Below are 26,376 nucleotides of genomic sequence, written 5' to 3' on the forward strand. Positions count from 1 at the left end.
CGATCGGTGGGTAGGGCGAGCAGTTCCGGCGCACCGGTCAATTCGGTGCGCCAGAAGGCGAGTTGGCGCGCCAGCAGGCTGTCGGGGTCCGCGCCGTCGCCGAGCAGCTCGTGCTGCCAGGCGCTGTAGTCGCGGTAACGGATCGCGGGCGGGGCCGAGTCCGGCGCGTGTCCGGTGGATCTGGCCAGGTAGGCGCGCACCAGATCGGCGGTCAACGGCGCGATCGAGTATCCATCCGCACCGATGTGGTGCAGCACGACCACCAAGACGTGTTCGTCGGCGGCGGGGGTGAACAGGGCGGCGCGCACCGGCGGCGCGGAAGCGAGATCGAAGGCGGGGGCTACGAATTCCGCGATCCGCCTGTCCATTTCCGCTCGGCCCACCGGAATCGGTGTCAGATCGACCGGCGACGCGCGCACCACCTCCTGGACCGGTCCGTCCTCGGTGTCCGGGTACCTGGTGCGCAGCGTCTCGTGCCGGTCGAGCACATCGCCGAGCGCCGCCGCCAGCGCCGCCACATCCAGCCGGCCGCGCAGCCGCAGCGCCGTGGGAATGTGATAGGCCGACGAGTCCGGTGCGAGCCGGTCGAGCACCCAGATGCGCTGCTGCGCGGGCGCGAGCGGCACCGGCCCGGCATCGGCGCGACGGACCAAAGCGGGCCGGGCCACGCCGCGCTCGGTGGCCGCGATGCGTTCTGCGAGTGCGGCGGGCGTCGGGGCTTCGAACACCGCGGCCACCGCGACATGGCCGCCGAGTGCCGCGCCGAGCCGGGCCGCGAGCCGGGTGGCCATCAGGGAGTTGCCGCCCCTGGCGAAGAAGTCGTCGTCGACGCTCACCGCGTCCACGCCGACGACCTCTGCGAACGCGTCCGCGACCAGGCGCTCCAACGCACCGGACGGCGCGCGGAAGGCCGCCTCGGCGAACGGCGGCTCGGGCAGCGCCGAACGATCGATCTTGCCGTTGGCCGTGAGCGGCAGCGCCGCCAGCACGACGACGGCGGCAGGCGTCATGTATCCGGGCAGTCGCGCGGCCACAACGGCGCGCAGCGACACGGCCAGGTCGGCGTACCCGACCGGATCCGCCTCCGGCACTGCGGCATACGCGATGAGCCGTGTTCCCGCGCGGTCGTCGGCCTTCGCCACCACGACGGCCGCGGCCACCCCGGGTTGCCGCAGCAGCGCGGCCTCCACCTCGCCGAGCTCGATGCGGAAGCCGCCGATCTGCACCTGGAAGTCGGCGCGCTCGAGGTATTCCAGGGTGCCGTCGGGACGCCAGCGCACGATGTCGCCGGTGCGGTACATCCGCTCGCCGGCCGCCGCACCGAGTTCCACCGCGAACGGATCGGCCACGAAGCGGTCGGCGGTCAGCGCCGGACGGCGCTGATAGCCGCGCGCCAGCTGCGCTCCCGCGAGGTACAGCTCGCCGGGCACTCCGATCGGCGCGGGCCGCAACCGCCCGTCCAAGACGTAGACCCGGCTGTTCCAGGCGGGCGACCCGATCGGGACGGTGTGCTCCGGCTGAGTGTCGAGCGCGAACGCGGTGATCGACACCGCCGCCTCCGTGGGGCCGTAGAGGTTGTCCAGCGCGGTCGTGCCGCTATGGCGGCACAGGAAGTCCACGGCCGTGGCCGACGGCAGCGCCTCGCCGATGGCCAGCACGTGGCGCAGCGTTTCCGGCAGCGCGCCACCCGGCTCGGCCGCCAGCAGCATGCCGATCAGGGCGGGCACCGCGTGCAGCACGGTGACGCCGTGGCGGCGCAGCAGCGCGCGCAGCAGGTCCGGGTCACGTTCGGCGCCGGGCGCGGTGACGATCAGCGACCCGCCGGTGACCAGCGCGGACCAGAACTCCCACACCGACAGATCGAAGGTCGCGGGCGTCTTCAGCAGCACTCGATCGTTCGCGCCGAGGCCGTATCTGTCCGCCAGCCAGACGAGTTGATTGACGATCGCGGCGTGCGGAACCGTCACGCCTTTGGGCACGCCCGTGGAGCCGGAGGTGAAGACGACGTACGCCGGATGCTCGGGACGCAGCGGACCAATCCGATCCGCGTCGGTGATCGGCGTCGCGGCCGGCCCGGCGACGTCGAGCCGATCGATTTCCATGACAGCGCAGTCGGTTTCGAACGGGAACCCGTCGCGCGAGGTGGTCAGGACCACAGCCGGCGCCGCGGTGGCCACGATGTGGGCGATCCGCTCGGCCGGATGGTCCGGATCGATGGGCACATACGCGCCGCCCGCCCGCACCACGGCGTACATCGCGACGACCAGTTCGAGCGAGCGGCGCATCGCCAGCACGACCGTCGACTCCGGTCCGACACCGGACGCGATGAGCCTGCGCGCCAACCGGTTCACCCGCCCGTCGAACTCGGCGTAGCGCAGCTCTTCGCCGGTCGCCGCGTCCACCAGCGCGACCGCGCCTGGGCTGCGCGCGGTCTGCGCGTCGATCAGATCCGCCAGCGTGGCCCGCGGGACCGGCCGCCGGGTCCGGTTCCATTCTGCGAGCACCTGCGATCGGTCGGTCCCGAGCAGCTCGATGTCACCCACCGGCAGATCCGGCCGCGCCGCGATCGTTTCCAGCACCCGGCGCAGTTGGGCGGCGAACCGGAACGCGGTCGCGCGCTCGAACAGATCGGTGGCGTAGCCGAGGGACAGCTCGATGCCGTCGGGCGCGCCCTCGGCGTCGTAGGCGTCCACCGCGAACAGGTGCAGGTCGAATTGCGCTACGCCGTTGTCGAACTCGAGTTCGCGAATCTCGAGTTCGGGCAGCCGCAGCTGTCCGCGCTCATGGTTCTGGAACGAGTAGCCGACCTGGAACAGCGGGTGGCGTGCGGTGGAGCGCACCGGGTTGAGCACTTCCACCAGACGTTCGAACGGCACGGTCGCGTGTTCCAGCGCCGCCAAGTCGGCGGCCCGCGCCCGGGCCAGCAGTCCGGCGAACGATTCGCCGCCGTCGACACCGACGCGCAGGACGAGAGTGTTGACGAACATCCCGATGACGTCGTCCAGTTCGGCGGCGCCGCGTCCGGCCACCGGCGTGCCGATCGCGATGTCTCCTGCGCCCGACCACCGCGCGAGCAGCACGGCGAACGCGGTGTGCACCACCATGAACAGCGTCGCGCCATGCCGTCGGCCGAGGGCGGCCAGATCCGCGTGCAGCCGCGCGCCGATCGTGAGCGGAACCTTGTCCCCGCGCAGGGTCTGCCTCGCGGGGCGGGGGCGGTCGGTCGGCAGCGCCAGCTGATCCGGCAGTCCGGCGAGTGTCCGGGTCCAGAAACAGATCTCGCGGGCCGCCACCGATTCGGCGTCGTCCTCGGCGCCGAGCAAATCGCGTTGCCACAGTGCGTAATCGGCGTACTGCACGGTCAGCGGTGTCCAGTCCGGCGCGGCGCCACCACGGCGCGCGGTGTAGGCGACCATCAGGTCCCGCACGAACGGCGCGATGGACGAGCCGTCGGCGGCGATGTGGTGCAGCACCGCGGCGAGCACGAACTCCGGCCGCGCGCCCGTGCCGACCACGCGGAACAATCGCATCCGCACCGGAATCTCGGCGGTGACGTCGAAGGTCGTCTCCGCCAGTTCCCTGACCCGCTGCGGTAGTTCGTCTTCCGGGACATCGATCGGCCGCAGCGCCGGAACGGTGGCGGGTTCGACGAGTTGCACCGGTTCGCCGTCGATCTCCGGATAGCGAGTGCGCAGCGCCTCGTGCCGGGCGACCACGTCACCGAGCGCGGCGCGCAACGCGGGCACGTCCAGCCGACCGGACAGCCGCAGGGCCACCGGGATGTTGTAGGCGGTGGAGGACCGGTCGAACCGATTGAGGAACCACATGCGCTGCTGCGCGGGCGAGAGCGGGACCCGCTCCGGGCGCGGCGCCGCCACCAGCGCGGGCAGGGCGCCTCCCATGGCCACCGCGCTCGCCGCCGCCGCGAGGTCCGCGACCCTGGGAGCTTCGAACAGCGCGCGCACACCGACCGTCCGGCCCAGCGCCGCGCCGATCCTGCTGACCGCTTTCGCGGCCAACAGGGAGCTGCCGCCGAGCGCGAAGAAATCGTCGTCGGCGCCGACGGCGCGCTCCGCGCCCAGCACTTCGGCGAACACCTCCGCCACGACCCGTTCGCTCGGCGTGGACGGCGCCCGGTAGGTGGTCGATTCGAACCGTGGCGCGGGCAGCGCGGCGCGGTCCAGCTTGCCGTTGACCGTCAACGGGATGCGCGGCAGCGGGACGATCGCAGCGGGCACCATGTGCTCGGGCAGGCGATACACCAGGGCTTGCCGCAGCGCGGCGGTGTCGACCGAGTCGTCCGCGACGACCGCGTACGCGACGATGCGCGGTTCGTCCACCAGATCGGTGCGCACCACCACGGCCACTTCCCGGACCGCTTCGGACGCCTCGAGCAGCGCGACCTCGATCTCACCGAGCTCGACGCGGAAGCCGCGCAGGTTCACCTGCTGGTCCGCGCGCCCGAGATACTCCAGCTCGCCGTCGGCGGTCCAGCGGGCCAGATCGCCGGAGCGGTAGGTGAGCGCTCCGTCGCCCGCGTACGGGTCCGCGACGAAGCGGCCCGCGGTCAGGGCGGGACGGTGCAAGTAGCCGCGCGCCAATTGGCCGCCGGAGACGTAGATCTCGCCGGGCACGCCGACCGGGACCGGCCGCAACCGGTCGTCGAGCAGGCGGACGGTCAGTCCGGGCAACCCCGCGCCGATCACGCCGGTCGAGCCGGTGTGCCCGTCGATCTCCCGATAGGACACGTGCACCGTGGTCTCGGTGATGCCGTACATGTTCACCAGGCGCGGCGCGTCCGGGTAGCGGGCGAACCAACCACCGAGGCGCTGCGGCTCCAGCGCCTCGCCGCCGAAGACGACGACCCGCAACGCGAACGCGGCGGGTTCCGGCTCGGCCAGATCGGCGGCGACGAGCTGATAGAACGCCGACGGGGTCTGGTTGAGCACGGTGACCCGCTCGGCGATCAGCAGCTCACGGAACTGCCGCGGCGAGCGCGAGGTGTAGTAGTCGACCACCACCACCGTCGCGCCGGACAGCAGCGGTCCCCACATTTCCCAGACCGAGAAGTCGAAGGCGTAGGAGTGGAACAGGGTCCACACGTCCGCCGAGCCGAAGCCGAAGCGCCGCCGCGTGTTGTCCAGCAGCCGCAGCACGTTGCGATGCGGCACCACGACGCCTTTGGGCCTGCCGGTGGAACCGGAGGTGTAGATGACGTAGGCAACGTGACCGGAGCGCAGCGGGGCGCGCCGATCCACATCGGTGACCGGCTCGCCGCCGAACTCGACGAGGTTCGGTGCGGCGACGTCGATCACCGGTCCGCCGAACCAGCCGCGCGGCAACTCGGTGGCGGCCCCCGCGATCGCGCAGATCGGCCGGGCATCGTCCAGGACGTATTCGATCCGGTCGTCCGGGTAGGCCGGATCGATCGGCAGGTATCCGCCGCCCGCTTTGAGCACCGCGAGCAGGGCGACCACCAGTTCCGCCGAGCGGGGCAGCGCGACGGCCACCAGTGTTTCCGGCCCGACGCCCGCGGCGATCAGCCGCCGCGCCAGCCGGTTGGACCAGTCGTCGAGTTCGGCATATGCCAGCGACCGTGCCCCGTCGCGCACCGCGACGGCGGCCGGGTCCAGCGCGGCGGCCCGCGCGAAACGCTCGGCCACACTGCCGGTGGCGTCCGCGACGTCGGGGCCGCCGACCGGCCACTCGTACAAAGCGCGATGCTGCTCCTCGGCGCTGAGCAACTGGATGTCGCCCACGACCACCGTGGGATCGGCGGCGATGGCGGCGAGCACCTGGGTGAACCGCCTGCCGAGAACGGCGACCGACGGCGCGTCGAAAAGATCGGTGGCATAGCGGATTTCGACCCGCATGCCGTCGGCGCGCCCGTCCGGGTCGTTCGATTCGAGCACGGTGAACTGGAGGTCGAACTCGGCCACCGGCGCGTCGAACTCCTGCGCGCGCACCCGTAGATCGGGCAGCTCGAGCTCGGGCAAGGCGAAGTTCTGGAAGGTCAGCGCCACCTGGAAGAGCGGATGACGGTTGCGCGCGCGGGTCGGAGCGAGCATCTCGACGAGCCGCTCGAACGGCGCGTCGGCGTGCGAGAGCGCGTCGAGGTCCTGGTCGCGCACCGCGTCCAGCACGGTCTCGAACCTGGCTCTGGAGTCGACGGCGGTGCGCAGCACCAGCGTGTTCACGAACATGCCGACGAGCCGGTCCAGCGCCGCGTCACCGCGTCCGGCGACCGGGGTGCCGATCGCGATGTCCGCGCCGCCCGACAGCCGGGCCAGCAGTACCGCCAAGGCCGCGTGCACCGTGCTGAACAGCGTGGTCTCGCGTTTGCGCGCCAGCTCGCCCAGCTCGCTGTGCAGGTCGGAATCGATCCGCAAGCGGTGCGTCGCACCGCGATGGGAGGAGATCGCCGGACGGGGACGGTCGGTGGGCAGTTCGAGTTGCTCCGGCAGGCCGTCCAGGGAGCCGCGCCAGTAGTCGAGTTGCCGCTCGGCGTCGGCGAGATCGGCCTGCCAGAGCGTGTAGTCGGCGTACTGCACCGGCAGCGGATCCCACGCGGGCGCTGCCCCGGCCCGGCGGGCCGAGTAGGCGGTCATCAGATCCTCGGCCAGCGGACCGAGCGAGAAACCGTCCGCGGCGATGTGGTGCAGCACCAGGGCGAGCGCGTATTCCGCTTGTGGCGCACCGTCGATCGCGAACAGCGCTGCCCGCAGCGGTGTTTCCGTGGTCAGATCGAAAGGCGCTGCCGCCAGCTCCCGAAGCTGTTCCACCAGTGCGGTTTCGGCCACACGCGTGACCGGGAGGTCGGGCGCGGACTGCGGCAGGACCAGTTGTTCCGGCCCGTCCGAGCCGTCGGGGTAGACGGTCCGCAGGATCTCGTGCCGGGCCGCCACGTCGGCCAACGCCGTGGTCATCGCCGCGACGTCGAGCTCACCGGCGAGGCGCAGCGCGACCGGGATGTTGTCGATCGCGACGGCGGGCCCGGCCTGCTCGTCGGCGTGGAAGCGGTTGACGAACCAGACGCGCTGCTGGGCCGCGGACAGCGGGACGCGCTCCGGCCGCGGGCGGGGGCGCAGCGGGACGCGACCGCCGTCGCCCCGATGCGTTTCGGCGCGAGCCGCCAACGCGGCGACCGTCGGTGCGTCGAACAGCGCCCGCACCGGAATCCGGGTGTCGAGCGCGGCGCCGAGCCGGGCCGCGACCCTGGCGGCGGTGAGCGAGTTGCCGCCGAGGGCGAAGAAATCGTCGTCCAGGCCCACCCGGTCGACGCCGAGCAGCTCGCCGAACGCCGCGGCGACGAGTTTCTGCACGGGCGTCGCGGGCGCGCGGAACCGCACGGGCTCGATCGCGGGCGCCGGTAGCGCTCGGCGGTCCAGCTTGCCGGAGGCGTTGACCGGGAATTCGGGCAGCACGACGTATGCCGACGGGATCATATACGCCGGGAGACGCCGGGTGAGCGTCGCTTCGAGCGCACCGGGGTCGAGGTCCGCGCCGGACGCGGAGACCAGGTAGGCGACGAGCCGCTCGCCGGTCTCGGTGTCGTCGCGCAGGACCACGACCGCCTGAGCGACTTCCTCCAGACCCGTTAGCGCCGACTCGATCTCACCCAGCTCGATACGCAGACCACGCAACTTCACCTGGAAGTCCGTACGGCCCAAGTATTCGAGTTCACCGTGTTCGGTCCACGCCACCAAGTCACCCGTGCGATACATCCGCGCACCCGGCTCCCCATACGGGTTGGCGACAAACCGATCACTGGTCAGATCCGGACGCGCGACATAACCCCGCGCGAGCTGAACGCCCGCCAGATAAAGCTCACCCGCGACACCCACCGGCACCGGACGCAACCGCGCATCCAACACGAACACCTGCGTGTTGAACACCGGCGCACCAATCGGCACCGACTCGATATCGGCATCCACGACCTCGTGGAAAGTGACGTCGACCGCCGCCTCCGTCGGGCCGTACAAGTTGTGCAGGGACGCGCCGGTCAACTCACGCAACCGATGCGCAGGCTTGGGCGGCAACGCCTCACCCGAAGCGAACACCAGGCGCAGCGAATCACACTGCGCGGCAGCCGCATCAGCCACGAACACCGCCAGCATCGACGGCACGAAATGCGTGACCGTCACCTTCTCGGCGCTGATGATCTCGGCGAGATAGGCCGGGTCGCGATGCCCGTCCGGCTTCGCCACCACCAGACGCGCGCCGATCTGCAACGGCCAGAAGAACTCCCACACCGACACATCGAACGTCGCAGGCGTCTTCTGCAACACCACATCAGCCGAGGTCAACTGGTACGCGGTCTGCATCCACACCAGGCGGTTGACGATCGCGGCATGCGAAACCGCCACACCCTTCGGACGACCCGTCGAACCGGACGTGAAGATCACATACGCCGCATTCGACGGCGCGAGCGTCCCGAGACGATCCTCGTCGGTCAGCGGTTCGCCGGAATAGTCCCCGGTATCGAACAGGTCGACGTCCAGCACCGCCCACATCCCGGCGGCCCGGCCGGACAGGTCGAGCCCGTCCGCGGAGCGGCTCAGCACGCACACCGGCCGCACCGTTCGCAGCATGTCGGCGATCCGCCCGGCCGGATGCTCCGGATCGATCGGAACGTAGACTCCCCCGGCCGCGAGCACCGCGTACAGGGCCACCACGAGATCGACCGACCGCCGCATGCCCACCGCCACCGGCTGCTCCGGCCGCACGCCGACGGACACCAGCAGCCTGGCCAGCCGGTGCACCCGGCTCGCGAACTCGGCGTAGGTGAGCGATGCACCGTCGAAGGTCACCGCGAGCGCCTCGGGTGTCCGCGCCGCCTGCGCCTCGAACAGCGACACGAGCGTCGCGGCCGGATCCACCGGGTGCCCGGTGGCATTCCAGGTGCCCAGGATGCGGGCACGTTCCCCTGGGCTGAGCAGGTCGATCGCGCCGACGGGCACCCTCGGGTCGGCGGCCACCGCGTCGAGCACCCGGCGCAAACGCAGGGCGAACGACGCGACGGTATCCGAATCGAACAGATCGGTCGCGTATTCGAAGATCGCGGCGAGGCCGGAACCGTCCGCCGCCTCCGTCACCGACAGGTGCAGATCGAATTTCGCCGTCGCCGTGTCGATATCGAGCCCGGAAACGGTCAGGCCGGGCAACTCGAGTTCGGTGCGGGCGGTGTTCTGCAAGTCCAGCATCACCTGGAACAGCGGATGCCTGGCCGCCGACCGCTCCGGCGCGAGCACTTCGACCAAACGCTCGAACGGCGCGTCGGCGTGGGCGAAGGCGGCCAGGTCGCGCTCGCGCACCGCCGCGACCAGGCCGGTGAACGCCAACTCGGCCCGCACGTCGGCGCGCAGCACGACGGTGTTGACGAACATGCCGACGAGCTCATCGAGCGCACGCTCCCCGCGACCGGCCACCGGGGTGCCGACCACGATGTCCTGCTGCCCGGTCAATCCGGCCAGCAGCGTGGCGAACGCCGCGTGCAGCACCATGAACAGCGAGGCGTTCGCGCTGTCCGCGATCTCGCGCAACCGGCGCCGCGTAGCGGCATCGATGGTGAAGACGTGGCGCGCGCCGCGACCCGACGCGACGGCCGGGCGCGGCCTATCGGCGGGCAGCGTCGTCACGTCCGGCAGACCGGCCAATTCGCCCCGCCAGAACCGGATCTGCTCGGCCAGCATCGCGTCCGGGTCGTCCTCGGAGCCGAGGACCTCCCGCTGCCACAACGCGTAGTCGGCGTAGTGGACGGCCAGTGGCGTCCAGTCGGGTGCGCCGCCCGCACGGCGAGCCTCGTAGGCGCGCATGAGATCACGGGTGAGCGGTGCCAGCGACCAACCATCGGCGCTGATGTGATGCAAAGCGACGACGAGCACGTGCTGCTCCGCGCCGAGGCGCAGCAGGGCGAGGCGCACCGGCGGCTCGCGATCGACCCAGAAGGGCGTGGCCACCAGTTCGCGAATCCGTTCCGTCAGCCGCCGCTCGTCGACCGATTCCGCGACCAGCTCGACCCGCGCCTCCTCGACCGGGAGCACCAGTTGATACGGAATACCCTCCGCCGCCGGGTAGACCGTGCGCAGCGACTCGTGCCTGGCGAGCACGTCGACCACCGAGTCCGCCAGCGCCGTCTGATCGAGCGCGCCGCGCAACCGGATGGCGGCGACCAGATTGTCCGCCACCGAGGCCGCGTCGAACTGGTTCAGGAACCACATGCGCTGCTGCGCGTAGGACAGCGGGATCAGTGTGGGGCGCGCCCCGGCGACCAGCGGCGCCCGTCTACGCGCCCGGCCGCCGGACAGGTGCGCGGCCAGCGCCGACACGGTCGGGAACTCGAACAGCGCCCGCACCGGCACCTCGATGTCCAGCGCGTCCGCCAGGCGGGCCGCGATCTGCGTCGCGACCAGCGAATTCCCGCCCAGCGCGAAGAAATCGTCCTCCGAGCCGACCGGATCAATCCCCAGCACCTGCCCGAACACGTCGGCGACGGTCCGCTCCACCGGCGTGCAGGGCGCGCGGAAAGTCTTCGTGACCGGCACCGGGTCGGGCAGCGCCTTGCGGTCCAGCTTGCCCGACGGAGTCAGCGGCATCGCGGTCAGCGGGACGTACGCGGTGGGCACCATGTACGAGGGCAGCACCGGGCGCAGCCGCTGCTCCAGCTCCGCGGCGAGCCGATCGGGGGCGATCGCGCCGACCACGTAGGCGGCCAGCGTCTCGCCGGAGGGCTGCGCGACGATCCGCACCGCCGCCGCCCGCACGTCGTCCATGGCGAGCAAGGCGGCCTCGATCTCGCCGAGCTCGATCCGCTGCCCACGCAGCTTCACCTGGAAGTCGCCGCGGCCCAGGTACTCCAGCGCGCCGTCGCGGCGGCGGCGCACCAGATCCCCGGTCCGGTACATCCGGCTGCCCGCAGGCCCGTACGGGTCGGCGACGAAACGCTCCGCGGTCAGGTCGGCCCGGCCGAGGTAGCCGCGCGCCAGTTGCACGCCGGACAAGTACAACTCGCCGACCACGGCGTCCGGAACCGGTCGCAACCGTTCGTCCAGGACCATGGCACGGCTGCCCGGCACCGGACGCCCGATCGCCGCCGGACCGCTCGCGGCCGGGTCGACCGGGGCGTACGTGGCGTGCACGGTGAATTCGGTGGGCCCGTACAGGTTGTGCAGCCGCGCGGGACTCACCGCGGCGAACGCGGCGGCGGCCTCACCGGTCATCGCCTCCCCCGCGACCAGCACGGTGCGCAGGGACGCGATCGCACCCGGCGCGCCGGCGTCGGCGAACACCGTGAGCATGGACGGAACGAAGGAGGTCATCGTCACCCGGTGCGCGGCGATGGTCGCGGCGAGATACCGGGGATCGCGGTGCCCGTCGTGGTCGGCGACCACGATCCGCGCGCCCCGGGTGAGCGGCGCGAACAGCTCCCACACCGACACGTCGAAGGTGGCGGGGGTCTTGAACAGCACGACGTCGTTCGCGTCGATCCGGTATTCGTCCGCGATCCACCTGACCTGATTGACCGCCGCGTCATGGTGCACCGCCACGCCTTTGGGACGGCCGGTCGAACCGGAGGTGAAGATGACGTACGCGGTACCGGAAGCGCGCAAGGGGGCGAGACGATGCGCGTCGCCGACCGGCGCGGCGGAGTATTCGGCGACCTCAGGGGCGTCGGCCGTGAGCACCCGTGTCGCGGGTAGCTCCGCGAGCGCGCATCGGTCGGCGAATTCCCCCGCCTCCTCCCGGGATCGGGTCAAGACGCACACCGGGCGGGCCGCGGCGATCACCTGCGCGATCCGGGCCGCCGGCTGGTCCGGATCCACCGGCACGTACCCACTGCCCGCGGTCAGCACCGCGTACGCGGCCACCACGAGATCGACCGAACGCGGCATGCCGAGCACGACCAACCGCTCGGGCCCCACCCCCGCGGCGATCAGCCGACGCGCCAGCCGGTTGACCGCACCCGCGAACTCCGCGTAGGTCAGCCGCCGCTCGGCGTCGAGCACCGCGACCGCGTCGGGGGTGCGCCGCGCCTGTGCCTCGAAGGCGGTGAGCAACGTCTCCGCCGGGTCCTGTGCGCCCGCGACGGCCTGCCCCGCCGCGAGTGCGCGCGCTTGCTCGTCGCGGTCCAGGAGAGGCAGGTCGCGCACCGCGATCGCGGGATCGGCGGTGATCGCCCACAAGAAGCCGATCAGCCTGCCCGCGTAACCCGCGATGGTGGCTTCGTCGAAGAGATCGGTGGCGTAGGTGAATTCCGCGGGAACCCCCGCCGGTGCCGAACCTTCCCCGAGTCCGGCACCGGCGGCGTTCTCGGTGACCGTGAGCTGGAGATCCAGCTTGGTCACTCCGGTGTCCAGGATACTGGTGGCGACCGACAGTTCGGGCAGTTCGAAAGCGATTGCCTCGGCGTTGTCGAAGGCGAGCAGCACTTGGAACAACGGGTGGCGCGCCTGCGAGCGCGGCGGATCCAGCGCCGCGACCACCCGCTCGAACGGCAGTTCGGCATGGCCGAAGGCGGCGAGGTCGTCCTCGCGGACCCGCGCCAGCAAGGCGGTGAAGGGCTCGGCGGCGTCCAACCGGGTGCGCAGTGCCAGGGTGTTGACGAACATGCCGATCAGGTCGTCGAGCGCGCGGTCGCCCCGACCTCCGACCGGGGTGCCGATCACGATGTCGTCGGCGCCGGACAGCCGCGCCAGCAGCGCGGCCAGTGCGGCGTGCGTCAGCATGAAGGTCGAAACGCCGTGCGCGCGGGCGAATTCGTTCATCCGGGCGACCAGTTCGCCGGGGAATTCGAAACCGAACACCGCGCCACGGCCGGAGGCGACCGCAGGGCGGGGCCGGTCGGCGGGCAGGTCGAGCTGGTCGGGCGCGCCCGCCAGCGCGTCGGTCCAGAACGACAGCCGATCGGCCGCGAACGAATCGTCCGAGGAGCCCAGCAACTCGTGCTGCCAGAGGCTGTAGTCGGCGTACTGAATCGGCAGCGGGGCCCATGCGGGCGCGCTGCCGCCGCGGCGCGCCCCGTACGCGGTCATCACGTCGCGGGCCAGCACGCGCAGCGACAGCCCGTCGGCGGCGACGTGGTGCAGGACCAGCGCGAGGGCGTGACTGCCGTCGTCCACCGCGAAGATCCGCGCCCGGATCGGGATCTCACGTTCCAGATCGAAGCCGCGGGCGGCGAACGCGCTCAGCCGCTCGTCGAGGTCGGCGGCGCCGATCGCCTCCGGCGCGGCGGCGATCGGCGCCACCGACAACACGACCTGCCGTGCCGCGAGCCCCGCGCCGTCGGCGGGCAGGAGCGCGGGGAAGATCGTGCGCAGCACTTCGTGCCGGAGAACCAGGTCATCGAGCGCCTGCCGCAGCGCGGTGACGTCCACCGCCCCGCGCAGCCGCACCACGAAGGGCATGTTGTAGCTCGCGCCGGCGCGCTCGAACCGGTTGAGAAACCAGATGCGCTGCTGCGCCGGAGAGAGCGGAACCAGCGGCGGCCGTGGCCGTGCCCGCAGCTGCGCGACCAAGGACGCGCCGCCGGATCCACCGGCCCGCTCGACGAGCCCGGCGAGTTCGGCCACCGTGCAGGCGGCGAACACGTCGCGGACTCCGAGCGGGCAGTTCAGGTCGGCGGACAGCCGCGCGGCGACCTGCGTGGCCACCAAACTGTTTCCGCCGAGTGCGAAGAAGTCGTCGTCGCGACCGACCAGCTCGTTACCGAGCACTTCGGCGAACACCCGCGCGACCGCCAGTTCCACAGGGGTGGCGGGCGCGGTGTAGCCCGTCGAAGTTCTGCTCGGGGCAGGTAGAGCGGCGCGATCCAACTTTCCGGACGCGTTCACCGGCAATGTGTCGAGCACCACGTAGGCGGCGGGCACCATGTACCCGGGCAGCGCCTCGGCCGCCACGGCGCGCAGCCGCTCCGGACGCACCGCGCCGGGAACCGCCGCCACGACGTAGGCCACCAACTGCTCGCCGATCCCCGCGTCGTCGCGCACCACGACCACCGCGCGGGCCACCTCGTCCACCCCGGCGAGCACGGCCTCGATCTCGCCGAGTTCGATGCGCAGACCGCGCAGCTTCACCTGGAAGTCCGTACGGCCGAGATACTCCAGCTCGCCGTGCGTGGTCCATCGCACCAGGTCACCGGTGCGATACATCCGGTTCCCCGCCTGTGCGGGCCCGCCGAACGGATCGGCTACGAACCGCGCCGCGGTCAGTTCCGGTCGAGCCACATAGCCCCGGGCGAGCTGTACCCCCGACAGATACAGCTCACCCGGCGCCCCGACCGGCACCGGCCGAAGCCGCGAGTCGAGAACATGAAGCCTGGTGTTGAACACCGGCGCGCCGATCGGCACCGAGAGGGTATCGGTGTCGGCGACTTCGTGAAAGGTGACGTCGACCGCTGCTTCCGTCGGACCATACAGATTGTGCAGGCGAACGCCGGTCATGGCGCGCAGCCGCTGGGCGAGCGCGGCGGGCAGCGCCTCCCCGGAGGCGAACACCGTGCGCAGCGGCGTGCGGAACGCGACATGCTGATCGGTGAGGAACGCCGCGAGCATCGAAGGCACGAAATGTGCTGTGGTGACTCCGTATTCGTCGATGACCCGACGCAGATAAGCGGGATCGCGGTGCCCGTCCGGCTGGGCGAGCACCAGCGTCGCGCCGATCTGCAGCGGCCAGAAGAATTCCCACACCGACACGTCGAACGTGGCCGGAGTCTTCTGCAGCACAACGTCTTGCGCCGATAGTCGGTAGGTCTGCTGCATCCACACCAACCGGTTGACGATCGCGCGGTGGGTGATGGCGACGCCCTTGGGCAGACCGGTCGATCCGGAGGTGAAGATCACATACGCCGGATGCTCCGGTCGCAAGGCCGCGACTCGTTCCCGGTCCCAGATCGGCCCCGCCCCGACCGTCTCGTCGGCTCGGTCCACCCGCACCACCGGCAGACCGGACAGCTCCGGCGGCCGCTCGTCCCCGACGATCAGCACGCAGGCCGGACGGGCCGTGGCCAGGATGTGCGCGGTGCGCTCGGGCGGGTGATCCGGATCCAGCGGCAGATAGGCGCCGCCCGCGGCGAGCACCGCGTACATCGCGACGACCAGCTCCGGCGAGCGCGGCAGGCGCAGCGCCACCAGCGTTTCGGGCCCGACGCCGAGCGCGATCAGCGTGCGGGCGAGCCGATTGGCGCGCGCGGCGAGGTCCCGGTAGGTCAGGTCCGGCGCACCGGCGGCCCGCAGCGCCACCTCGCTCGGCGTGCGGGCCGCCTGCGCCTCGAACATCGACACCAGCGTCGCCACGGGAGCGAAGGCCGCGGAGCGACCCGGCAGCTGCGCTTCCACGTCGAAACCCGTCTCGTTCCAGATCCGGGTGCTGACCTCGAGTTCCAGCTCGGTCGCGACGTCCACGACGGCGAGCGCGGTGTCCGGCTCGGTGGCGACCAGGCGCTCCAGATAGCGGAGGAACCGGGCGTGCTGCCTGGCGACGTCGTCGGCGGTGTACAGGTGCGGATTGGCCTCGAAGTCGACGTGCACCCGGTCCCGGTCGCCGTAGTAGACGTTGAGACTCAGGTCCTCGACCGGACCGGTGGACAACACGTGGTACCGCCCCACGGTGGCGCCGAGGGTGAGATCGCTGCGGAACAGCATGATGTTGGCCAGCGGACCGAACAGCCCGCGGCGCGCCGGACCGGCGGCGCGCTCGGTGTCGCGCTGGATGTCCTCGTGACGGTAGCGCTGGTGGCGCAGCGCCCCCGCGACCTCGACGCGGGTGGCGCGCAGCAACGCGCCCCAGCTGCCGTCGACCGGCAACCGCAGCGGCACGATGTTCGACAGCATGCCGGCCGAGCGCCGCAGCGCCGCGGTGGTGCGCGCGGTCACCGGCAGGCTCAGCACCGCCTCGTCCCGGTCGGTCAGTCGTGCCAGGTAGGCGGCGAACGCCGCGAGCAGCACCACGGCGAGCGTCGAATCCTGGCTCGCGGCAAGCGCGTTCATCCGTTCGACGAGTTCCGGCGTGAGCGCTCGCCCGGCGATCAGGTTGGTCGCGCCACGGGGTGCGGAGCGACCGGCGAGGCTGGTCGCGCCGTCCAGCCCGGCCACCCGCCCGGCCCAGTGCGCGCGATCGGACTCGAACCGGGGGCTGCTCCGGTAGGCGAGTTCGGCCTGCGTCAACGAGGCGAGCGTCCCCGGCCGCACGGCCTCGGGTTCGGTGCCGAGCATCCGCGCGGTGTACCGCTCGGCCACCCGCATGGTGTTGGTGAGCGCGCCGTAGCCGTCCAGCACGATGTGATGAGCCCGCAGGTACCAGAAGTACCGCCGCTCGGCGACGCGCAATAGGGCGCCCGCGAACAGCCGGTCGGTGCGCAGGTCGACCGGCGCGCTCGCGTCCGCGCGCATCCAGGCGTGCGCCGCGGCCACCGGGTCGGTCTGGTCGCGCAGGTCGATCAGCGGAATGTCGACCGAGAGGCCGAAGTCGACGTACTGGTGCGGGACGCCGCCGGATTCCCCCAGCCGCACCAGCACCGACTCGTACTCGCGCGCCGCCTCCACCGAGACCTCTTGCAGCAGAACGGCATCCAACTCGCCGTGCACGTCCACGTACTGCGCGACGTTGATCGGCGCGTCCGGGTCGAGCAGCTGCGCGTACCAGACGCCGAGCTGCGCGGGCGCCAGAGCGAACGGTTCGGGTGCGATCCGGGACGACTCCGGCTCGACGGAACGCGGCGGCAACGCGCTGGCCCCACCCAACTCCGTATCGTGCACCAGAGCCTCCTACTCGGCGGAACAACGGCTGTCCGAACGCTTTCGAGCAGCACGAACAAGCCGCTGCACCCGGCTGCCCAGCCCGGGCGCATGGCGTCGACCACCACGTGCGATTCGATGAGAGCGCGAGCGGTGCTCGGGCACGCTCGCGCGGAAAGCCGCCAATCCTCCAACGTCATCGCCGTGGAGCGGGCGCCACGGCTATGTCAGCTACGTCACACGGTCGTGATCCGTGCATTGCGAACATTAGGCGCTTCGTTAATAAAAGGGAACAATTTGCACTAAAAACTTCTGGACGCTTGTCCAACGCGGCTACCAGGGCCGGAAGTCCAGGGCAAAGCGTAATGCGCGATCACATTCGACCGCGGCGACGCCGATGGCTGTGCAGACTATGAGCCGAAACGTTGCATTCGCGTTGCATCGGCGCCGAGGCGGCGATCCAGTACCCGGATCTTGGCCTCGATCTGCGCGTACAGCGGCGAGTCACGATCGACCGTGGCCCGGTAGGCCGCCCACGCCGCGGCGTCGTCGCGCCCCTCCGGACACGCGGTCCACCGGCGCAGCACCGCCGGGTCGCCCGAAGCCAGCACCGCTGTGCGCAATCGAACCCGCAGTTCGTCGCGAATATCGATGATGCCCGGCGCGGTCGAACGCGGCAGCACCGGCCCGGCATAGAGCCGTAATGCGGAATCGACATCACCGGAGTCGAGCGCCGCGCGCAAAGCCTCCACATCGGTTGCGACCGGAACGCGCAAACGGTAAGGCCGCGAACCGAACACGGTCGGACCGACCACCGAACGCAAGCGGGACACGGCCGCGCGGATGGTGCCGTTGTCCAGATCGGTGTCATCGAGCAACAGCGCGAGATGATCGGCGCCGAGTCCCTCCGGATGTTCGGCCAGCAGCAGCAGGATCTCGGCATGCCGCTGCGACAGGGGCACTCGATCATCCGCGACGCTCAGTTGCGGCTGACCGAGGCCGAGCACGTCGAGCGCGAGCCTGCCCGCCGGGTGCGGCTGCGCCGGGTCACGCCTGCCGCGACCGTCGTTCCGACGCTCGCCGGACCGTATCGCGGTGAGCAGCAGGTCCATCTCCGCGGCCGTGGCGGTGGCTTTGATCAGGGCGAGAATCTCCGGCTTGGCCACCCGGACGCCGCCCGCGATCATCAGCACTCCCACCAGCCTGCCGTCCGGATCGTGCACCGGGGCGGCGGCTCCGGTGATCTGGTGCATCCGGTGCAGGAAGTGCTCCGGGCCGTGGATCCACGCGGCGCGCCCGGTACGCACCACCAGGCCGACCGCGTTCGTCCCGATGCGGCGCTCGCTCAGGTCGTCACCGGCGCGCAGGCCGATCTCCGCGGCGGCCGCGACCTGTTCGTCACCACCGTGCACCGAGAGCACCCGGCCGAACTGATCGGCCACCACGACGATCAAACCTGTTCTGGCCGTGTCCTGTACGAGCAATTTGTCGATCAGCGGCATCAGCGCGGCAATCGGATGTGCCTGGAGATAGCGCTGCAGATCGGCGCCGCGCAGACCGCGGCCGTCGACCGCGTCCATCGGATCGACCCCGCCGCGCAAGCTGCGCAGCCAGGACTCCAGCACGGCGGGACGCAGCAGACCGGCGAGGCGGGCAAGTTGATCGCCACCCGCGCCGAGATATCCGTGCGCCCGCGCGGCGTAGACTTCGAGCGCACCGAGTTGGGCGCCCGGCTCCACGCCCGGCCGTGGGGGTCGCCCACCTGCGATGTTGCTGACCATTTGCCTTTCTTTCCGCCCCAAACTGTACCGGCGCACTCAGGGCGGGAACGACCGATGTTCGGCTTTGTCCGCCAGGTCACACCCGGTGCGCATCCCGGCAAATTGTGACCGAACCGTCTTTCACTTCACGAACACAGGTGTGCGGCCGCCTTTTCCGCGATCACCATGGTCGTGGCCTGCGGTCCACGACCGAGCGGCACCGGCACCACGGAGAGATCCACCACGGACAACCCGGTAACTCCGCGCACCCGGCAGCGCTCGTCCACCACGGCAGCCGCATCGTTTTCCCGGCCCATTCGACAGGTTCCGGACAAATGTTGCGAAGTGGCGAGATTCGCGCGTAACCAGGCATCGAGATCCGCGGGCCGCGGAATCGGATCGACCGGCCGCGCGTTCATTCGTCGCAGCAGCCCGCCCGCGGTCGCCACCGCATCGCGTAATCGGGCGCGATCCTGGTCGGCGGTCAGGTAGCGGTAGTCGATCAGCGGCGCGGCGCCGGGGTCGGCCGACCGCAAGCGGAGCACGCCGGAGGATCGCGGCCGCATCAGTGTGACGCCGAGCCTGCGCACCCCGGGTGTGAACGACACGGCGTACGGCCGGATTTCGACATCGTCCACCTCGAGCACCGTCTCCAGCGGGACGCTCGGCGGTTCGGCCAGGTGCAGCAGATAGGAGATGCCCACTTCCGGATGGTCGCTGAGCCAGGAGCCCACCGGGGCGGCGTGCACGACCGGGATGCCGAGGGGGCGCAGCCGTTCCGGGTCGCCGACGCCGGAGCGCAACAGCAGCGTGGCCGACTCGATCGCGCCCGCGCAGAGCACGATCCGGTCGGCCCACGCGATGCCGCTCTCGCCATCGCGTACGTACTCCACGCCGACCGCACGGGTTCCGTCGAAGCGGATTCGCGTGACCGACGTTTCCCCGGCGACGGTCAGGTTCGGGCGGGCCAGCGCGGGCAGCAGATAGCCGATCGACGGGCCGATGCGCCTGCCTCGGTCGCAATTGCACGGCACCGCGCCCACCCCCGCCCCGCTGCCGGGGGCATTGAGATCGGGCACCTCGGCGAACCCGGACGCGAGGCAGGCCTCCGTGAACGCCGCGCTGACCGGCGAGGGATCCGAGCTGCGCACCACGGGAATCGGGCCGCGGTCGCCGTGCCAGGGCTGTTCGCCGAAGTCGAGGTCACGCTCGATCCGGCAGTAGAGCGGAAGCACGGAATCGAACGACCAGCTGTCCGAGTCGCCGAGCACCCGGCTCCATGCGTCGAAATCCGCCACCGTGGCACGGACGAAGTATCCGCCGTTGACCGCCCCCGAGCCGCCGATCACCTTGCCGCGCACGATGGTTGCCGGCACCGGCGGGTCGTCGGCGAGGACCACCTCGTAACGCCACAGCCACGGGGCCTCCGGACCGATCGGCAGCGACGCGGCGTCCAGCAATTCGGCGGGCATCGCCTCGCGACTGCTCCACATCCGACCGGCTTCGAGCAGCCGCACCGTGTGCGCCGGATCGGCGCTCAACCGCTCCGCCAGGACGCACCCGGCGGTACCGCCCCCGACGATGAGCGTGTCGGCCATTCGGACTCCCGTTCAGTATCTCGGCGCGGTCCGCGTCGCCGGACGGCGGCGCGGCGAGGGTGCGGGCAAGATCCAGGTCATCGCGGGTGATTCGGGTCGATCAACGGGATGGTGTGGTGGGTTTCAGCGCTTCCACGCTGCGCGCGCGGAACGCGCCGAGCCACAGGCCGGTGCCGTAGGCGATGTCGTCGAGGCGCTTGTAGACCGTGTAGCGGACGGGATCGAGGCCGCCGGAGTCGCGGTGGGTGAACCAGTCGGCCAATCCGTCCGCGACGGCCATGGTGATCGCGATGCGCCGCACCCGACGGGAGAAGAACATCGCCAGCACCGTGATCGGCCAGTAATGCCTGCACATCGCCGAGGCCAGACGCCATAGTCCGGCGAAGAAGCCGCGCGCCAGATAGATCGCGGCGATCCGGGTGGAGTTGTCCAGCCCGGCGAAGACGCGGCGCAACCGGGCCAGCGCGGTGATCAGTGTGACGATGCCGCCGAACAGTCCCCACTTGGTGAGCGTCGCGAACAGGAACGCGGCCAGCAGCGTCCAGGACGGCACCGACAGCGGTGACACCGTTCCCGCGTGCCGCTCGCCCAGCGGCGCCGCGCCGGTGCCGTAGAACAGCTTTCGGCCGAACCACGCGCGGAAGCACACCCGGTGGTCGTGCGCCACGTGGGCCGCGGGCTCGTAGCGCAGCCGCCAGCCCGCCCGCTCCAGCCGCCAGCACAGGTCGACGTCCTCGGCGACGTGCATCGACTCGTCGAAGCCGCCTTGTTCCAGCAGCGCCCTGCGCCGCGCCAGCAGCGCCGCGCTCGGCACGTAGGACACCAGCCCGCGCGAGTGCACCGCAGCCTCGCGCCTGCCCAGGTCGAGCGAGGAGCGGGTGTGCTCGTAGCGCGCCAGCGCGTTGGACTCCGGGTCCAGCGCGACGATCCGGGGGGCGACCAGCGCCACCCCGGGGTCGCTGAAATGGCCGAGCATCACTTCCAGCCACCCGCTGCGCGGCACCACGTCGGAATCCAGGAATGCGACGAAGTCGGTTGTCGCCGCCCGCAAGCCGGCGTTGCGCGCGGCCGCGGGTCCCTGCTTGCGGTCGTGCCGCAGCACGGTCACCCGGCACCTGGTGCCACGGTTGCGCGGTATCCGCACCGGCTGGTCGGACCCGTCGTCGACCACGATGACGTTGTGCCCGCGCAACGCCGCGAGCAGCCGCGCCAGTCCCTCGGCGTTGTTGTGCAGCGGCACGATGACGGTGACGTCGTCCGGCGAAGGCAGCAGCCGGGGGCGGGGGTTGGCCACTCCGGAGTCGAGCAGCCGTCTGGCAACGACGGCGGACTTCGGGCCGGTCACCTCGAGGTACCCGTCGCCGATCATCTCGGCGGCCTCCGGGGCAAGTCGCAGCAACCTGGCCGGCGAACCGCCGATCAGAACCCGCCCGCCGGAGTATGCGCGTACCCGGGGATCGATCCGCACCCCGAATCCATCGGGCAGGCGATCATGGCGCATTCCTGGCATGCTAGGCGGAGTTTCGCGGGTAGACATCAACAGTCCGGAAAAAACGGCAGATTTCCGGGCGAAACCGGCCCGCCACCGGAACGGCCGCGCGCCGTACCCGATGCCGAGTGTTCGCTCGCACCCGTTTCCCAGCATCCGGCAACGGAGCGGCTATCGCCCGGTCGACGACCGGACGATAGCCACACCCGTGCTCTCAGCATACTTTTGGCAAACTTCATGGCTTCATGCCAGCGGGCTCTCGTCGCAGGCCCGCGCCGGGCGGCGTTCCGGCGTGAATCCGGCCGGGCGCGTCGCGCTCAGCGTCAGCGGAACCGGTCCGCCCTTGCGCCCGCCCGCGCGCGGGGCGACCCGGCGGGAATGGTCGACCGACGAACGCGGGATCATCCGCGCCGTGTCGGCCAGCGCCGCTTCGCCGTACCCCTGGACGCACTCCGGATCAGGCCCGTCGGCCGGCAGCCCGGTGAAGAACTTCGCCGCCATGCAGCCGCCGCGGCAGGCGTCGTAATGGCTGCACGACGCGCACGCGCCGCCGCCACTGGGCTCGCGCAGCTCCCCGAACAGTTCCGAGGATCGCCATACCGCCTCGAAACCGCCGTCGGCCACGACGTTTCCGGCGTGGAACCGATCGTGAATGGCGAACGGGCAGGCATAGACGTCACCCACCGGGTCGACCAGACAGACCACCCGTCCCGCACCGCACATGTTCAGCCCCGGCAGCGCCGCGCCGAACGCCGACAGGTGGAAGAACGAGTCGCCGGTGAGCACGCCCTCCCCGTTGCGCAGCAGCCAGTCGTAGAGGACGCGCTGCTGATCGGGCGTGGGATGCAAGTCGTCCCACACGTCCGCACCCCGGCCCGACGGCCGCAACCTGGTCAAACGCAAGGTGGCGCCGTACTTTTCGGCGATGGCGCGGAACTCGTCGAGCTGTGCGATGTTGTGCCTGGTCGCCACCACCGACAGCTTCGCGTCCCGGAAACCCGCCGCGGCGAGATTCTCCAGCGCGCGAATGGCCATGGCGTAGGAGCCAGGCCCGCGCACGGCGTCGTTGACCTCGGCGTCGGCGCCGTCCAGCGACACCTGCACGTCGACGTAGTCACTGGCGGCCAGCCGGGCCGCGACCTCGGGCGTGATCCGCACTCCGTTGGTGGAGAACTTCACGCCCACATGGTGTGCGATCGCGTAGTCGACCAGTTCCCAGAAGTCCGGGCGCACGGTGGGCTCGCCACCGCCGATGTTCACGTAGAACACCTGCATACGTTCGAACTCGTCGATCAGCGCCTTGCACTGCTCGGTGCTCAGCTCGCGCGGATCCCTGCGCCCCGAAGACGACAGGCAGTGCACGCAGGACAGGTTGCAGGCGTAGGTGAGTTCCCAGGTCAGACAGATCGGCGCGGCGAGACCGGACTCGAAGCGGTCCACCAGGCGAACCGCCGCGTCCGACGGCGGGACCACCCCCGCCGTCGACGGCGGCGCCGTGGCCGCGCTCGCGACGGAGGGCGCCGTCGGTGCGCCGGCCGGCGCACCGATGATCATGTCGGATTCGGCCAGCTGTGTCAGCGCTTTGACGTAAGCCGCGGCGTTCTTCTCCGGCACGCCCGCCGCGCGCAGGGCGGTGCGCGCCGACGTGTGCTCCGGCAGCGACCGGACGATCTCGACGATCCGCGGATTCTTCAGGAAAGAGAGCTTGCGCGTGCCGAAGTGGTAGAGCAGCGCGCCGAACGGCTCCGGACGCAGCGCCACTCGCGGATGCAGCTGCCAGCGGGTATCGAGATCGAGCATCGTCATCGACCGCCCGTCAGTAGACGCCGCACATGCCGTCGATGGACACCTCTTCGATGAGGCTCTCCTCGACCAGCGGCGCTTCTTCGGCCGACCGCGCGGCGGCGGCCTCCATCCGTCCGGTGTTGTCGGTGTCTGCGTGTCCGGTGGACCCGTATTCCGGCATGGCTACCTCCGCGAGGACGATCCGTGTGCGAACTGCCCGGTGCAGTCCGTGCTCACACAATAACGTCATAAACTGACAAAACAACAGGTTTCACTTATCCGGCGATCCGGGAGGTCCTCGGCCGCCGCGCGCGCCGAGCGAGGAGCCGATTCCGCCGCGAGCCGAGTGGAACAGGCGGCGACGGGACCGATGCCCGGCGCTCTAGACTGCGGGTGGCAAGCAGCTGAACAGAATGTGACGGGCAGCACGCCCGCAGTGGTAGAGGTGGCATGGGAGTCGGACGAATGCAGACGAACGGGGGCGGCAGCACGCTGTCGGAGTCCGAGATCGTCGAGGCCGCGCTGCGGGTGGTACGCGAGGACGGCGTGGAGAAACTGTCGATGCGGCGACTCTCCCGCGAACTCGGCGTCTCCCCGATGGCGCCCTACTACTACGTCGCCGACAAGCGCGAGCTGCTGGATCTGGTCGCCAGCGCGGCCCTCACCGGAGTGCGCACGCCACCGGCCGAATCCGGCACGTGGCAGCATCGGCTGCGCGATCTCGTCGACCAGATCGACGAGAAGCTGCGCAAGCATCCCGGCCTCGGCGACATCCTGATCGAGCAGATGCTGGGCAAACAGCTGGACCTGATCGCCGCGATCATGGACATCCTCGACGACGCGGGGTTCGGCGATCGCAACATCCTCGCCGCCTACGCCACCATCCACACCTACCTGTTCGGCCGCAGCCGGGTGAACCCGCGCGACCGCTCGGCGCCTGCCGATGTCACGCTGCCACCGGTTGTCGATCGGGCCACCCGGTACATCGGTGACCTGCGCGGACGCTATTCCTACGACTTCGGCATGGAGGTGCTGATCGCCGGTCTGGAAGCCCAGCTTGTCCGCCAGGCGACGACCGACGTACGATGAAACTGAAACACGTTCTAGTTTTTGCGTCGCGGGTTGCCCGTGCCAGGTTCGAGAGGACGACATGACCACTGTCGAGGTTCCCCACGGCTCGCGCTCGGTCGTGCTGCGGGTGTCCGCGGTCATCGCCGAGACGGCCGACACCCGCTCGCTGGTCTTCGACGTTCCCGACGAGCTGGCCGAGAAGTTCCGTTACCAGCCGGGACAGTTCCTCACCCTGCGCATCCCCAGCGACCGGACCGGCTCGGTGGCGCGGTGCTACTCCCTGGCCAGCTCGCCCTACACCGACGACCGTCCGAAGGTGACCGTCAAGCGGACCGAGGGCGGCTACGGGTCGAACTGGGTGTGCGACAACGTGAAAGAGGGCGACCAGATCGAGGTGCTGCCGCCCTCCGGCGTCTTCACCCCGAAGGATCTCGACGACGACCTGCTGCTGTTCGGCGCGGGCAGCGGCATCACGCCGGTCATGTCCATCCTCAAGTCGGCCCTGGCCCGCGGAGACGGCCGCATCGTGCTGGTCTACGCCAACCGCGACCACGAGTCCGTGATCTTCGCCGGTGAGCTGCGCGATCTGGCGGACAAGCACCCGCAGCGGCTCACCGTGATCCACTGGCTGGAATACCTGCAGGGCCTGCCGACGGCCGACGCGCTGGCCACCCTCGTCGCCCCGTATCGCGGCTACGACGCGTACATGTGCGGGCCGAAGCCGTTCATGGACCGGGTGCACGACGCGCTCGGGCAACTGGGCGTGCCGCGCACGCGCACGCACGCCGAGGTGTTCAACTCGCTGGCCGGCGATCCGTTCGCCGATCAGGCGCCGGTCGAGGTCTCCGACGAGGAGGCGGCCGACGCGGCGACCGTTGAAGTCGAACTCGACGGCGAAGTGCACGAACTGAAGTGGCCGCGCAAGCAGACGCTGGTGGATATCATGCTGGCCAAGGGCTTGGACGTGCCCTACTCCTGCCAGGAAGGCGAGTGCGGCTCGTGCGCGTGCACGGTGCTGGAGGGCAAGGTCGAAATGGACAACGCCGAAATTCTCGACCCGGAGGATATCGAGAACGGTTACATCCTCGGCTGCCAGGCGCACCCGGTGACCGACCACCTGAAGATCCAGTTCTGAGCGCGCTCGCCTGAAATAATTCGCCGATCGTTTGCTTCGCCTATCGCGCGCGGTATTCCGCGCGAGCCCCGGGCGGCAGATGCTCGGTCGCGTAGCTCAACGCGGTGCGTCCCATGGCCGGGGCGTGCCGGTCGAGGAATCCGGTCAGCAGGCCGCGGTCGATGCGCTTGCCGACTTCGCGCAGCATCCAGCCCAGCGCCTTCTGGATCAGGTCGCGCCGGTCGTCGAGCAGCAGTTCACACAGCGCGAAGGTGGTCGAGGCATCACCCGCCTTGATGAACGCGAACGTGGACAGCAACGCCACCCGCCGCTCCCACAGCGACTCGGTGGCCGCCAGCTCGAACAGCAGGTCACGCGGTTTGTCCAGCAGCCACGGGCCGACGATGTTCTCCGCAGACACGTCCACCAGATCCCAGTTGTTCACCCGTCCGCGGCGCACGGCCGCCAGATACAACCGCACCATGGCGGCGCGGGCGGCGTCGTCGAAGGAGCGCGGCTGGGACGCCTTGGCGAATCGCGCGTTCAAGATCACCAGCGCGGCGAACCGGTCTTCGTGCACGTCGCTGTCGAGCAGCCGGTCGATCTCGTCGAGCGGAAGTGTCGCGAAGCGCTTGGCGACCCGGCGGCTCGCCGGTACCCGGACGCCGAGGAACACGTCACCCTCGCCGTATTCGCCGGGACCGGTCTTGAAGAACCGCTGTAGCTGCGTCGCATCAGCCGGATTCGCCAGTTCCCGCAACGCCGCCCGCACGTCGGCCGTGGTCACCGAGTCGGTCATCGAACCATGCTCCTGTTCCGAGAAGTGGCG

Annotated in this window: 9 protein-coding genes and 1 pseudogene (1 of these 10 only partly in view); 2 read left to right on the forward strand and 8 right to left on the reverse strand. The window is 70.6% G+C overall.

The features are described from left to right. The 7 genes and pseudogenes from ABZW96_RS15060 to mftA all read right to left on the reverse strand — a co-directional run. Nucleotides 1-16,751 carry the 5' portion of a non-ribosomal peptide synthase/polyketide synthase gene (locus ABZW96_RS15060; RefSeq protein ID WP_355074844.1) on the reverse strand. 1,039 nt of this gene lie to the left of the window's left edge, so 16,751 of the gene's 17,790 nt are visible here — the first part of the coding sequence; it begins with the start codon at nt 16,749-16,751; its stop codon lies off the left edge, out of view. A gap of 389 nt (nt 16,752-17,140) precedes the next feature. Continuing rightward, the gene (locus ABZW96_RS15065; protein WP_355074846.1) at nt 17,141-18,511 is read right to left on the reverse strand and encodes a GAF domain-containing protein; all 1,371 of its coding nucleotides are present in this window, start codon (nt 18,509-18,511) and stop codon (nt 17,141-17,143) included. 125 nt (nt 18,512-18,636) lie between these two features. Continuing rightward, complete coding sequence (gene mftG / locus ABZW96_RS15070; RefSeq protein ID WP_355074848.1) at nt 18,637-20,088, reverse strand: mycofactocin system GMC family oxidoreductase MftG; 1,452 nt, start codon at nt 20,086-20,088, stop codon at nt 18,637-18,639. Nucleotides 20,089-20,188: 100 nt separating this feature from the next. Further along, the gene (gene mftF, locus ABZW96_RS15075) at nt 20,189-21,589 is read right to left on the reverse strand and encodes a mycofactocin biosynthesis glycosyltransferase MftF (RefSeq protein WP_355074850.1); all 1,401 of its coding nucleotides are present in this window, start codon (nt 21,587-21,589) and stop codon (nt 20,189-20,191) included. Between the two features lie 231 nt (nt 21,590-21,820). Then, the gene (mftC, locus tag ABZW96_RS15080) at nt 21,821-23,131 is read right to left on the reverse strand and encodes a mycofactocin radical SAM maturase (RefSeq protein WP_355075040.1); all 1,311 of its coding nucleotides are present in this window, start codon (nt 23,129-23,131) and stop codon (nt 21,821-21,823) included. Between the two features lie 3 nt (nt 23,132-23,134). Next, nucleotides 23,135-23,383, reverse strand: a pseudogene (gene mftB / locus ABZW96_RS15085) (mycofactocin biosynthesis chaperone MftB); the annotation flags it as partial. 10 nt (nt 23,384-23,393) lie between these two features. After that, nucleotides 23,394-23,492 carry a mycofactocin precursor MftA gene (mftA, locus tag ABZW96_RS15090; protein WP_157170973.1) on the reverse strand — a complete coding sequence of 33 codons (99 nt, stop codon included), beginning with the start codon at nt 23,490-23,492 and terminating at the stop codon, nt 23,394-23,396. Between the two features lie 335 nt (nt 23,493-23,827). On the opposite strand from mftA, the gene mftR2 reads away from it, so the two are divergent. Then, nucleotides 23,828-24,451 carry a mycofactocin system transcriptional regulator MftR2 gene (mftR2, locus tag ABZW96_RS15095; RefSeq protein ID WP_355074852.1) on the forward strand — a complete coding sequence of 208 codons (624 nt, stop codon included), beginning with the start codon at nt 23,828-23,830 and terminating at the stop codon, nt 24,449-24,451. A gap of 61 nt (nt 24,452-24,512) precedes the next feature. Then, nucleotides 24,513-25,568, forward strand: coding sequence for a ferredoxin--NADP reductase (locus ABZW96_RS15100; RefSeq protein WP_355074854.1), 1,056 nt, complete (start codon nt 24,513-24,515; stop codon nt 25,566-25,568). A gap of 40 nt (nt 25,569-25,608) precedes the next feature. Here ABZW96_RS15100 and ABZW96_RS15105 read toward each other — a convergent pair whose 3' ends face one another. Beyond that, nucleotides 25,609-26,346, reverse strand: coding sequence for a DNA alkylation repair protein (locus tag ABZW96_RS15105; protein WP_355074856.1), 738 nt, complete (start codon nt 26,344-26,346; stop codon nt 25,609-25,611). Nucleotides 26,347-26,376: the final 30 nt, after the last annotated feature.

This window comes from Nocardia sp. NPDC004168 (assembly GCF_040610355.1).
Classification (GTDB): domain Bacteria; phylum Actinomycetota; class Actinomycetes; order Mycobacteriales; family Mycobacteriaceae; genus Nocardia; species Nocardia sichangensis.